We start from the raw sequence: 12,086 nt of genomic DNA, 5'->3' as shown, positions 1-12,086 counted from the left end.
GAAAAGAAGGTGTTGAGGTGAAGCGTGTTCATTATAGTTGGTTTATTTTAATCGTCACATTTTTCTCGATAATTGTCGCAGGAATTACAATGTCATCATCTGGCGTGTTTATCGATCCTCTTGAAAAAGAATTTCACTGGGATCGTTCAACCATTGCTTTAGCTTTTGCTGTAAGTTTGTTTTTATATGGCATATCTGGACCATTTATGGCTGCGTTGCTTGAAGTCATAGGCCTAAAGAAAATGATGCTAGGTGCTATGGCAACTTTAGTATTAGGAATGACTTTAACATTTTTGATGAGTGAATCCTGGCAGCTAATCATTATTTGGGGGGGCATTATTGGTCTTGGAGCAAGTCTCTTTTTAACTGTCCTTAGCCCATATGTGGCGAATCATTGGTTTGTAAAACGCAGAGGATTAGCGGTTGGTATTTTAACGGCAAGTACAGCCACGGGTCAGTTAATTTTATTACCAGTTCTAGCTATCATTATTGAACACTATTCTTGGCGATGGGCTATCACATTAATGCTACTCCTTAGTATCATAATGTTTTTCATGATTGCGCTTTTTATAAAAAATAGACCTCAGGATATGGGGTTAACTCCTTATGGACAAGAGGAGGCTATAGAGGAACAACCAATACAGCAAAAGAAGAATCCAATAGCGATGGCTTTTAAAGGTTTACTTGAGGCGATTAAGGTTAAAGCATTTTGGCTCTTAGCAGGTAGCTTTTTTATTTGTGGGCTATCGACAAGCGGATTAATTGGTACTCATTTTGTTTCTTATTGTATTAGCTTTGGCGTTCCTTTAGTCACTGCCGCATCATTTCTTTCTTTTATGGGCATTTTTAATTTATTAGGTACAACTGCGTCTGGCTGGTTATCTGATCGCTTCGATAATCGGTGGTTATTGTTTTGGTATTACCTGTTAAGAGGCGCATCTCTATTATTGCTCCCTTATGCACTCGCACAAGGATCATTTGTTTTATTAACGATTTTCACGATTTTTTACGGACTAGATTGGATTGCTACAGTGCCGCCAACCATCAGTATGACACGACAAATTTTTGGTACGCAAAAAAGCAGTATTATCTACGGCTGGATATTTGCTTCACATCAAGCAGGAGCAGCGGTTGCTGCGTATGGTGGCGGGTTAATTTATAAATTTTTTAATTCTTATACATGGGCTTTTTTCCTTGCAGGAATGTTTTGTGCAATGGCCAGCTTATTCGTTATCATTGTTAAAAAACAAACACCTCAGCAAGCATAAACAAATATAAGTTGAACCTTCGTAAGATGAGGTTCAACTTTTTTAATAAAGAATCTTTTGACATAACACAAACAAAAGTTTATAATATAAACAAATATAATAAAAGGTGATGCTATGAATGAAAGAGAACAGGCGGTGCTTGCTTTAATTCGCCAGAATCCGTTTATGTCTCAGCAAGAAATGGCAGATGCAATGAATCTGTCGCGTCCTGTGCTTGCTAATTTAGTGTCTAGTTTAACGAAGCAAGGAAAAATTGTAGGTCGTGCTTATATATTACCCGAAGAAAATGAAATTATTTGCATCGGTGGAGCTAATTTAGACCGAAAATTCCATGTCAAGGGCAATGTTCAATTTGGAACATCTAACCCTGCCAGTTCTTCCTTTAGTGTAGGTGGCGTTGGTCGAAATATTGCTGAAAACTTAGGCAGATTAAACCACCAAGTGACGTTACTGACAACGGCAGGTAAGGATGCTGATTGGCAAGTGATCCAAGAGGCTTCGGAATCCTTTATGAATCTACGTTATGTAGAGCAGCTTGCAGATGCTACTACAGGCTCTTATACTGCCATCATGGATGAACAAGGTGAGCTAGCACTAGCTGTAGCAAATATGGAGGTTTACGACCTTCTGTTACCTAGCTTGTTGAAAAAACATGAAACAATGCTTGTAAACGCGGGCTGTTTTATTTTGGATTTAAACTGCCCAAAAGAAACCGTAGCGTATATTCAGCAAGTAGCCATTGCTCGTGATATTCCACTTGTCATTGTGCCAGTATCTTCGCCCAAAATGAATCGACTACCTGAAACATTACAAGGCGTAACTTGGTTTATTTGTAACACAGATGAAGCAGAAACGATTGTTGGACATAAAATTGAAAACGCTACCCATTATGAAAAAGCTTTACAACAGCTCCTACAATTAGGTGCGGAGCATGTCATTATCACGGCTGGCAGCAAGGGCGTTTATGCAGCGTCTACAACGATTGCCCCTCGTCATTTTGCCGCTAAAGTAATTGACAAAATTGAAGATGTGACAGGAGCAGGAGATGCCTTTGTCAGCGCTGTCATACACAGTTGGCTGACTGGACAATCTTTTGAGACATGTATTGATGCTGGATTAACCAATGCAAAAAATACATTGGCATCTCCTTATACAGTAAGACCTGAATTATCAGTAGATTTGTTGAAAAATGAAATGGAGGAATAACAACATGAAAGATTTCATCGTATTATCAGAAGAAGTAAAAGCAGGACAAGCAAAAGGTCTACCAATCGTTGCATTAGAATCAACAATTATTTCACACGGTATGCCATACCCACAAAACGTGCAAACTGCGCGTGAAGTTGAGCAAATTATTCGCGATAATGGTGCAGTCCCAGCAACAATTGCATTAATTGATGGAAAAATTAAAATAGGTCTATCAGATGAAGAGCTTGAAATGTTCGGTAATGCTCAAGGTGTTGCAAAAGCTTCACGTCGTGACTTAGGCTACTTACTAGCAACGAAAAAATTAGGTGCTACAACAGTTGCAGCGACAATGATCTGTGCAGAGCTTGCTGGTATTGAAATCTTTGTTACAGGTGGTATTGGTGGTGTACACCGTGGTGCGGAAACAACAATGGATGTCTCTGCTGATTTAGAAGAATTAGCACAAACAAATGTTGCCGTTATCTGTGCGGGTGCAAAATCTATTTTAGACATCGGTCTTACATTAGAATATCTTGAAACAAAAGGTGTGCCAGTGGTTGGTTATGGTACGGATGAATTACCTGCATTCTACACACGTCAAAGTGGATTTGATGTAAACTTCCAATTAGATACGCCAGAAGAAATTGCAGCAATGCTATCTGCGAAATGGCAATTAGGCTTAAAAGGTGGCGCTGTCATCGCAAATCCAATTCCTGAGGCGGAAGCATTAGAGCATGCATTTATTACAAACATTATTGAAAAAGCTTTAGTTGAAGCAGAAGAGAATGGCATTCAAGGTAAAAACGTTACACCATTCTTACTTGGCAAAGTTAAAGAATTAACAGAAGGTAAAAGTCTTGATGCTAACATTGCATTAGTGAAAAACAATGCAGTAGTCGGCGCGAAAATTGCTGTAGCTTACAATCAATTACATTAATCAATTTGTCGAAACAAGGACTCTTTGTGACGTGAAGTCGCAGAGGGTCTTTTTTATTAAAAAGAAGAATATTTTTTCCATTTTTCGAACTGTTCACGAGATTAACTAAACTAAATGATACAGTCTCTTTACAATAGACCACTATATTTTATACAATTAAGTTTATATCTAATCTGAAAAATTTGACGAGCAAGGTGGACATGTTATGGCGAAAGAGCAAATTTTGACTCCTGAGGACGTTTTTGAGTTAGTCAAATCCTACATGAATGATGAAAATGTCGCATTCGTGAAAAAAGCATATGAATTAGCAAGGGATGCCCATATTGAGCAATTCCGTAGCTCAGGTGAACCGTATATTATTCACCCAGTACAAGTAGCAGGTATTCTAGCTGAATTACAAATGGACCCAGAAACTGTAGCGGCAGGTTTTTTACATGATGTTGTCGAAGATACGGATTTTACACGGGATGATTTGGTACGTGAATTTGGCGAAGAGGTGGCCGTGCTTGTTGATGGTGTTACCAAGCTAGGGAAAATTAAATATTTATCAAAAGAGGCGCAGCAGGCAGAAAATCATCGGAAAATGTTTGTGGCTATGGCGCAAGATATTCGTGTCATCCTCATTAAGCTAGCAGACCGTCTTCATAATATGCGTACGTTAAAGCATTTACCTGCTGAAAAACAACGACGCATTTCAAAAGAGACGCTCGAGATTTTTGCACCACTTGCTCATCGTCTTGGAATTTCGACTGTAAAATGGGAGCTTGAAGATACAGCACTGCGCTATTTAAACCCACAACAATATTATCGTATTGTCAGTCTGATGAAGAAAAAACGTGATGAACGTGAAGCTTATTTAGAAAATGTGATGGCTGAGATGAAATCACAACTGAACGAGGTTGAAATTGACGCAGATATCTATGGTCGACCAAAACATATTTACAGTATCTATCGAAAAATGGTGTTACAAAAGAAACAGTTTAATGAAATTTATGATTTATTAGCCATTCGTGTTCTTGTCGATAGTATTAAAGATTGCTATGCCGTATTAGGGATTGTGCATACACTTTGGAAACCAATGCCAGGACGCTTTAAAGACTATATTGCTATGCCAAAACAAAACCTGTACCAGTCTCTACACACGACTGTTATTGGACCTTATGGTGATCCGTTGGAGGTACAGATTCGTACAAAGGAAATGCACAAAATTGCAGAGTACGGGATTGCGGCGCACTGGGCATATAAAGAAGGCAAAAACGTAGATCATCAAAAGCAGAATGTCGACCAAAAATTAACGTGGTTCCGTGAAATTTTAGAGTTCCAAAATGAATCTTCCAACGCAGAAGAATTTATGGAATCCTTAAAATTTGATTTATTTTCTGATATGGTTTATGTCTTTACACCTGAAGGCGATGTCATTGAATTGCCAGCAGGTTCTGTTCCTATTGATTTTGCCTACCGTGTTCATTCCGAAGTGGGAAATCGTACGATTGGAGCGAAAATCAATGGGAAGATGGTACCGCTTGATACACCATTAAAAACAGGCGATATCATTGAAATTTTAACTTCTAAACAATCCTTTGGTCCGAGTCGCGATTGGCTAAAAATAGCTCAATCCTCGCAGGCGAAGAATAAGATAAAGCAATTCTTTAAACGACACCTGCGTGAAGAGAATATTGTCAAAGGTAAAGAAATGATTGAAAAAGAAATCCGTGCTCAGGATTTCGATTTAAAGGAAACGATGTCCTCCGAAAACCTAAAACGGGTATGCGACAAATTTAACTATACAAATGAAGAAGATCTGTATGCTGCAGTTGGTGTGAATGGTATTACTGCGCAACAGGTCGTAAATCGTTTAGCTGAAAAACGTCGTAAAGAACGTGAGCAGGAAGAAGCACTAGAGAAAATTGAACAAAAAATGAAAAATCCAATTCCACAAAAACGTACGGAATCGGGTGTTATTGTAAAGGGTATTGATAATATGCTCATTCGACTTTCTCGCTGCTGTACGCCCGTTCCTGGTGATGATATTGTAGGTTTTATTACGAAGGGTAGAGGTGTTTCTGTCCATCGTGAGGACTGTCCAAATATTCAAATTGAGGATGAGCAGGAGCGCTTAATTGAAGTGGAATGGGAGCATGGTGTCATTCCTGAGAAAAAGGAATACCCTGTTGATATTGAAGTTTCAGCTTTTGATAGACCTGGCATTTTAAATGAAATCATGCAAATTGTTAGTGAAACGAAAACGAATATTTTAGCAGTAAGTGGTCGTGCTGACCGTGATAAAATGGCAACAATTCATTTAACTATTTCTATTTCAAATATTTCACATTTGCATAAAGTAGTTGAGCGAATTAAACAAACACCTGATATTTATTCGGTGCAACGTGTCATTAACTAATGGATAGGCAATATAGAATTGGGGTTTAGTACATGAAAGTAGTATTACAGCGCAGTAAAGCTGCCTCTGTAACAGTTGACGGAACTGTTACAGGAGCAATTGATCATGGCTATGTTCTTTTAGTGGGAATCACACATGAAGACACACAAGAGGATGTTGCCTATTTAGCAAAAAAAGTAGCCAATTTACGACTCTGGGAAGATACAGATGGAAAAATGAATCATTCGATCTTAGAGCATGGGGGCGCTATTTTATCCGTCTCACAATTTACATTGTATGGGGATGCAAAAAAAGGGAATCGTCCAAGTTTTATCAATGCAGCTAGACCAGAAGTAGCTGAGCCACTGTGGGAGGCTTTTAATCAAGCTTTACGCCAGCATGGCCTACATGTGGAAACAGGTATTTTTGGTGCCATGATGGATGTAGCACTAATTAATGATGGTCCAGTCACAATTCTTCTAGAGTCAAAATAATGGAACATTTCCTATAATTCCTTCATATACTAAAGAGTATGGTTAGTTTTATAGGAAGGAGTGTCTTAAACATGACGCAGACGAGAAGTATAACAAATCCATATTTATACGAAACTCTTAACATGATGATTGGCCAGGCAGTAGTTGTGCAAACAGAAAAAAATATTCAACAAGGTATTTTATTATCCATACTACCTGACCATATGGTTCTTGAGATAAATCGTACGCCTTTCTTCATTCGGATGGAGGAAATTGTATGGGTTACATTGGAAACTACAAAAAAATGAGAAAGTATGAACCTTCAAATCATAATAAATGATAGAAGGTTCTTTTTTATTTGTTTAGGGCAAATAAAAATACCTGAATAGCAAATTTATTTCGAAGAGATAAAAACTATTAAAACAGTTGCTACTCTTTGAATATTATTTTTTTAATAAAATATAAATGATATGTAAGTAAGTCCATTTGATTCCTCATGGATAGCTAACCACTGTGATTTTCCATTCTACTTACAAACTTTGATGTCTTTCATCTTAGGTTTATCCCACTAATAATGGGAGTGCTTTATGAAGTTCATGAATAAAAAGCATCTAAGGACAATCCATACAACTTTATCATTTCTAACACCGCCGCATATTGCTCCCGCCTTAATAAAAAACAATTTGTCATATAAGATGAAATTATTATTTTGGAAAACAAAAAATAACGTTGGAAATGCCCATTATTATTTAAGTATGTGTCCGTGTTTATAGGAGAGGAATAAGAGGTTTAATTAGGAAAGGTAGCGTGTGCTTTCAGAAATAATAGAAAATTAATACTTTACAATAAATTTAAACTCATGTATATTTATTTTCAATTAGCGACAAATAGCGACAATATACTGCTAATGTCTAATCAGAAAAAGGAGCGTGATTTAATGGAAAATGAACAGGGGATAAAGAAGAAAAGCTGGTTGAAAGTACCTCATACATATACGATTATTTTTGCTATTATTTTTTTAGCAGGTATTGCAAGCTATATCATACCAGCGGGTGAGTTTGAACGTGTAGAGGATGAAGAAGGGCGAATGCTCGTTGTAGATGGAAGCTATCATCATATTGAGAGAGAACCAGTTTCTTTTTTTGAAATGTTTACAGCGGTTCCAATGGGTCTCGAAAAAGGGGCTCAAATTATTTTCTACATTTTTTTAGTCAGTGGTGTATTTGGTATTATTCGTTCTACAGGTGCTATTGAGGCTGGTGTTTATAAAGGAGTAAAAGCTTTAGAGGGCAGAGAAAAACTACTGATTCCTTTATCGATGATTTTATTCTCTGTTGGTGGTTTTACAATGGGGATGGCGGAAGAAACTATTATTTTTGTACCAATTGGTGTGGCCATTGCACGCGCGATGGGCTTTGATGCTGTAACAGGAACAGCTATGATTACACTTGGTGCCGCTAGTGGATTTTTTGGAGGAATGCTTAATCCCTTTACGGTAGGTGTAGCGCAATCATTAGCGGACGTACCATTATTCTCAGGGATTGGCTTCCGTGCTGTAGTCTATGTTTTTGTATTAGGTTTTGCTATTTTCTATGTCTCTCGCTATGCTTTTAAGGTGAAAAAGAATCCTCAAGCAAGTGTTATTTACGATATTGAGCAAAAAGCTAAATCTAATGTTTCTGCGATTGACATCCCTGCATTAACAGGCAAGCATAAATTCGTATTTATTGTCATGGCTTGTGGGATTGGCTTTAATATTTATGGTGTCTTTAACTGGGGCTGGTTCTTAACGCAGCTAACTGCATCCTTTTTAATTATGGGGTTAGTTGCAGGATTAATTGGTGGTTTAAAACCTGCTACTATCTTTGATTCCTTTATTGAGGGAGCCAAGGCTGTAACATTTGGTGCTTTAATTGTAGGTTTTGCCCGTGCTATTACGGTTGTTTTAGAGCAGGGGAAAATTATTGATACAATCGTTTATGCAGCATCAGAAACAATTGGACATTTGCCACATGCTATCAGTGCAATCGGCATGTTATTTATACAAGCTCTTTTGAATTTATTTATTTCATCTGGTAGTGGACAGGCAGCTGCAACAATGCCGATTATGATTCCAATCACTGATTTATTAGGATTAGAGCGACAAGTGGCTGTTTTAGCCTTCCAATATGGGGATTCCTTAACGAATTCTATTATTCCTACTTCGTCTGCATTAATGGCGTATTTAGCTGTTGCAGGTATCCCATATGAAAAGTGGATTAAGTTTATCTGGAAGATGATTCTTGGGTGGGCATTGATCGCCTGTCTGGCGCTAATTGCTGCGGTAGCCTTAGGAATATCTTAAATATGAAAAAAGCTGTGGATGTATCATCCACAGCTTTTTTGCTTAGTCATCTTGTTCATTAAAGTAGTTGAGAATTCCCTGATAAATACCAAGAGTTGCTTGTTCACGGAATTTAGCTGTTGTAATGACGCGCTCCTCACTTGAATTACTTAAAAAGCCTAACTCAATAAGGACGGCCTTTTGACGATTCTCTCGTAATACCAAATAATTCCCTTGTTGTGTACCACGGTCTCTTAAATCTAGTTTATTGGAAAGACCATCATGAATTGCTTCAGCAAGCCCTTTTTGATTGCTATTCATATAGTAGGATGTGTAGCCGTTAATGGAGCTATCATCTGTGGCATCATAATGAAGGCTAATAAAGGCGTCTGCCTCATATTGATGGGCAATCGATACACGCTTACGTAATGCCACATATTCATCCGATTCTCTCGTCATGACAACGTTTGCGCCAGCAGCACTTAGTTTAGAAGCAAGCAGAGTGGCCGTTTTTAAAGTAATGCCCTTTTCCTCTGTACCTCGTTGACCAGTTGTGCCATGGTCATTTCCACCGTGACCAGCATCAACAACTATCGTTAATCCAGTTAAAGTCCCTTTTTTACGAGGCTCTTCCTTTTCTTTCTGTGGACTTATCGCTTTATTGGAACTTGTTGTGACCACCCAGTTCGCGACAAAAGCTGTTTTTTCGTCGTCTAGTTGTATTTCATAAAAATCATTTTTAACGCCTACAATCGGGTAATTTACACCAGCATCTACACGTTCAACCACTTCTGCTGCTGTTGAGGCATCCGTTCGTAGGTTTGTCCCATTATAGATAATCGTAACAGACTCTAACTCTTTGGAAGTTGATGTTTTTGAGGTACTTTTTACTTTATTAGAGAATGTACCGTAAAAACTATAGACCCAACCTACTTTTTTATCATTGTACTGAATTTGTACCCAATTATGCTCATGTGCGAGTACTTTAAAGGCTTGTCCTTTTGTTACTGTGCCGATTTTTTTAGCGTTCAAATCTGGCTTCTTACGAACATTAAGGGTGTCCACTAAAATGGTGAAGGTTGTATCTTTGTTAGCGGGTGCCGTGGTTGTAGTAGTTACTTCTACAGCATTTTCTTTGGGTTCCGTTTCTTTTTTAGGGTTATCGTTGATCGTGACATAATCCTTCGACACCCATCCTGTTAGTCCATTCCAATCGATTTTTGCCCATTCTCCATTTTCTTCAACGAGATTTGCTTGGTTACCAGTAGAAAGTTGACCAAGAACAGCTGAAGAGATATCTGGTTCTGTTCGAATATTTAAACGGTCAACTTGTGAAATGACGGTTTTGTCGATCGCTTGTTTAGCATTAGTAGGTGCTGTCAGCCAAGAGGCAACCCATCCCTCATAATTACCTGCTTTGACTTGGTACCAATCACCTTCTCGACCGATTGAGGTTAAAGGGTCACCTTCTTCTAAAGTCGTAATAATGGGATAAGACAATCCAGGACCCTCTCGCAAATGAAGAATCGTTCCAGCGACTTTTAGATCACTGGTGTCAGCGGAAGCTCTTTGAACAAAGTTCTTATTTGGAATCGCCATCGTTACCATTAGTACGAAGATGATTATACTATGTAAAATTTTTGTCCTCATCAGATTCCTCCTATTCCTTGTGCTATTTTACCATGCTTTTATCATAAAATTCGTGGTAAAATGGTAACAGAATTAGTTATTTTCAACATAGACTGATGAAAAATACAAAAATAGTTGACATTGCTTTGGCTAGTGACTAACATAAAGGGTAATCGAAAAATGATTAATCGCTTATGACCAAGCAAGTAGCGTATACCACTATTGGAAAAGAGAGGGAAAGACTTAGGCTGCAATCTTTCCTACAAAAATGTATTACGTGAATAACACTTGAGAGGCTTTTTTCTGAAAAGCAGTGCCTAGTAGGAAAAAACGGAATCGGCCGTTATCCGATTAAGAGGAGGACACATGTAATTATTTGTGTCAACTAGGGTGGAACCGCGGAAGCTTATACAGCTCTCGTCCCTTGCTATTGCAAGGGACGAGGGCTTTTTTGTTGTTCAAAACAGTAATGAGTTTTTTAGAGGGATTGTTGTTTTTGCTCATAAAAGAGGGGAAGGCGCTCCAATTAGTATGAAAAGCGCTCGTCAAAGGCTCATTCGCTCAAAGTGGGACTACAGCTGCTCTATCATAAGCAATCAATATAGGAGGGAATTACATGAGTTTTAAAGTGCCACGAGGGACACAAGATATTTTGCCAGGTCAATCTGAAAAATGGCAAAAAGTTGAAGCGATTATTCGTGATATTTGTCGTGTTTATCGCTATAACGAAATTCGCACACCAATTTTCGAGCAAACGGATCTATTTGCACGTGGTGTTGGGGAAACAACTGATGTTGTACAAAAAGAAATGTATACATTTGAAGATCGTGGAGGGCGTTCCTTAACACTACGTCCAGAAAATACGGCTGGTGTCGTACGTGCCTATGTGGAGCATAAAATGTTTGGTGCTCCTGATCAGCCAGTTAAGCTTTCTTATTTAGGACCAATGTTCCGCTATGAGCGCCAACAGGCTGGTCGTTATCGTCAATTTGTACAGTTTGGGGTAGAAGCAATCGGTTCAGCAGATCCTGCGATTGATGCAGAAGTCATTGCTCTTGCTATGGACGTCTACGAATCAGCGGGTTTAAAGGATTTAAAATTAGTGATTAATTCTCTTGGTGATAAAGAAACACGTGATACACATCGTACTGCTTTATTACAGCATTTTGAGCCACATATTCATGAATTTTGCTCAGACTGTCAAAATCGTTTACAAAAGAATCCATTGCGAATTTTAGATTGTAAGGTAGATCGTGAGCATCCATTAATGCAAACGGCTCCAGCGTTAACTGATTTCTTAACAGAAGAGTCAGCTGGTTATTTCACTCAAGTGAAATCGTACTTAGACACATTGGGTATTTCATATGAGGTCGATCCAAATCTTGTACGAGGACTGGATTATTATAATCACACAACTTTTGAAATTATGTCCACAGCATCAGGCTTTGGTGCTATTACAACATTATGTGGTGGTGGACGCTACAATGGATTAGTGCAAGAAATTGGCGGTCCAGATGTACCAGGTATAGGTTTTGCATTAAGTATTGAGCGTTTGTTGCTGGCACTTGAAGCGGAGGGTGTTGAATTAGACACAGCTTCAGGGCTAGATGTTTACATTATTGCAATGGGCGATGAAGCGAAGCAAAAGGCTGTTGAGCTGACAAGCACTTTCCGAGCGAAGGGACTTGCGACAGAGATGGATTATTTAGACCGTAAAATGAAAGCTCAAATGAAATCAGCTGATCGACTAGGTGCAAAATATACACTTGTTCTTGGTGAAACAGAACTTGAAGAGCAAGCAGCGGCTGTAAAACATATGGAATCTGGGGAGCAGCACAAAGTGGCGTTCTCAGAGCTAGTGAACTATTTAACACACAAAGCTTAAAAA

Annotated in this window: 9 protein-coding genes and 1 other annotated feature; of the genes, 8 read left to right on the top strand and 1 reads right to left on the bottom strand. The window is 38.5% G+C overall.

From position 1 onward, the window contains the following. Positions 1-17 precede the first annotated feature (17 nt). From JIN86_RS03740 to JIN86_RS03710, 7 genes are all read left to right on the top strand, one after another. A complete protein-coding gene (locus JIN86_RS03740; RefSeq protein WP_202341287.1) occupies positions 18-1,268 on the top strand; it encodes an MFS transporter in 1,251 nt (416 codons plus the stop codon). A gap of 114 nt (positions 1,269-1,382) precedes the next feature. Beyond that, positions 1,383-2,474, top strand: coding sequence for a carbohydrate kinase (locus JIN86_RS03735; RefSeq protein WP_202341286.1), 1,092 nt, complete (start codon positions 1,383-1,385; stop codon positions 2,472-2,474). Between the two features lie 4 nt (positions 2,475-2,478). Further along, positions 2,479-3,393 (top strand): pseudouridine-5'-phosphate glycosidase, encoded by a 915-nt coding sequence (locus JIN86_RS03730; protein ID WP_004226737.1) that lies wholly within the window; start codon positions 2,479-2,481, stop codon positions 3,391-3,393. Between the two features lie 205 nt (positions 3,394-3,598). Then, a complete protein-coding gene (locus JIN86_RS03725; protein ID WP_004226739.1) occupies positions 3,599-5,794 on the top strand; it encodes a RelA/SpoT family protein in 2,196 nt (731 codons plus the stop codon). A gap of 32 nt (positions 5,795-5,826) precedes the next feature. Beyond that, positions 5,827-6,267 carry a D-aminoacyl-tRNA deacylase gene (gene dtd, locus JIN86_RS03720; protein WP_004226741.1) on the top strand — a complete coding sequence of 147 codons (441 nt, stop codon included), beginning with the start codon at positions 5,827-5,829 and terminating at the stop codon, positions 6,265-6,267. A gap of 71 nt (positions 6,268-6,338) precedes the next feature. Then, entirely contained in the window at positions 6,339-6,554 is a 216-nt protein-coding gene (locus JIN86_RS03715) for a DUF2642 domain-containing protein (protein ID WP_004226745.1), read from the top strand. Positions 6,555-7,183: 629 nt separating this feature from the next. Beyond that, a complete protein-coding gene (locus tag JIN86_RS03710; protein WP_009373754.1) occupies positions 7,184-8,590 on the top strand; it encodes a YfcC family protein in 1,407 nt (468 codons plus the stop codon). Between the two features lie 42 nt (positions 8,591-8,632). Here the strand turns inward: JIN86_RS03710 and JIN86_RS03705 are convergent, their stop codons facing one another. Next, entirely contained in the window at positions 8,633-10,219 is a 1,587-nt protein-coding gene (locus tag JIN86_RS03705) for an N-acetylmuramoyl-L-alanine amidase family protein (RefSeq protein ID WP_202341285.1), read from the bottom strand. A gap of 164 nt (positions 10,220-10,383) precedes the next feature. Then, positions 10,384-10,626 (top strand) — a binding site (T-box leader). 188 nt (positions 10,627-10,814) lie between these two features. On the opposite strand from JIN86_RS03705, the gene hisS reads away from it, so the two are divergent. Beyond that, positions 10,815-12,083 carry a histidine--tRNA ligase gene (hisS, locus tag JIN86_RS03700; RefSeq protein WP_004226766.1) on the top strand — a complete coding sequence of 423 codons (1,269 nt, stop codon included), beginning with the start codon at positions 10,815-10,817 and terminating at the stop codon, positions 12,081-12,083. Positions 12,084-12,086: the final 3 nt, after the last annotated feature.

The sequence above is a fragment of the Lysinibacillus sp. HST-98 genome, from assembly GCF_016757845.1.
Taxonomy (GTDB): Bacteria; Bacillota; Bacilli; order Bacillales_A; family Planococcaceae; genus Lysinibacillus; species Lysinibacillus capsici.
The sequence above is the reverse complement of the archived record's forward strand: the minus strand, read 5'-3'. Positions and strand labels throughout refer to the sequence as shown.

Bases quoted from the DNA above. Each gene is read 5' to 3' on its own strand.
- JIN86_RS03730 (WP_004226737.1), top strand. From the start codon at position 2,479: ATGAAAGATTTCATCGTATTATCAGAAGAAGTAAAAGCAGGACAAGCA.
- JIN86_RS03715 (WP_004226745.1), top strand. From the start codon at position 6,339: ATGACGCAGACGAGAAGTATAACAAATCCATATTTATACGAAACTCTT.
- JIN86_RS03705 (WP_202341285.1), bottom strand. From the start codon at position 10,219: ATGAGGACAAAAATTTTACATAGTATAATCATCTTCGTACTAATGGTA.
- JIN86_RS03710 (WP_009373754.1), top strand. From the start codon at position 7,184: ATGGAAAATGAACAGGGGATAAAGAAGAAAAGCTGGTTGAAAGTACCT.
- JIN86_RS03735 (WP_202341286.1), top strand. From the start codon at position 1,383: ATGAATGAAAGAGAACAGGCGGTGCTTGCTTTAATTCGCCAGAATCCG.
- hisS (WP_004226766.1), top strand. From the start codon at position 10,815: ATGAGTTTTAAAGTGCCACGAGGGACACAAGATATTTTGCCAGGTCAA.
- dtd (WP_004226741.1), top strand. From the start codon at position 5,827: ATGAAAGTAGTATTACAGCGCAGTAAAGCTGCCTCTGTAACAGTTGAC.
- JIN86_RS03725 (WP_004226739.1), top strand. From the start codon at position 3,599: ATGGCGAAAGAGCAAATTTTGACTCCTGAGGACGTTTTTGAGTTAGTC.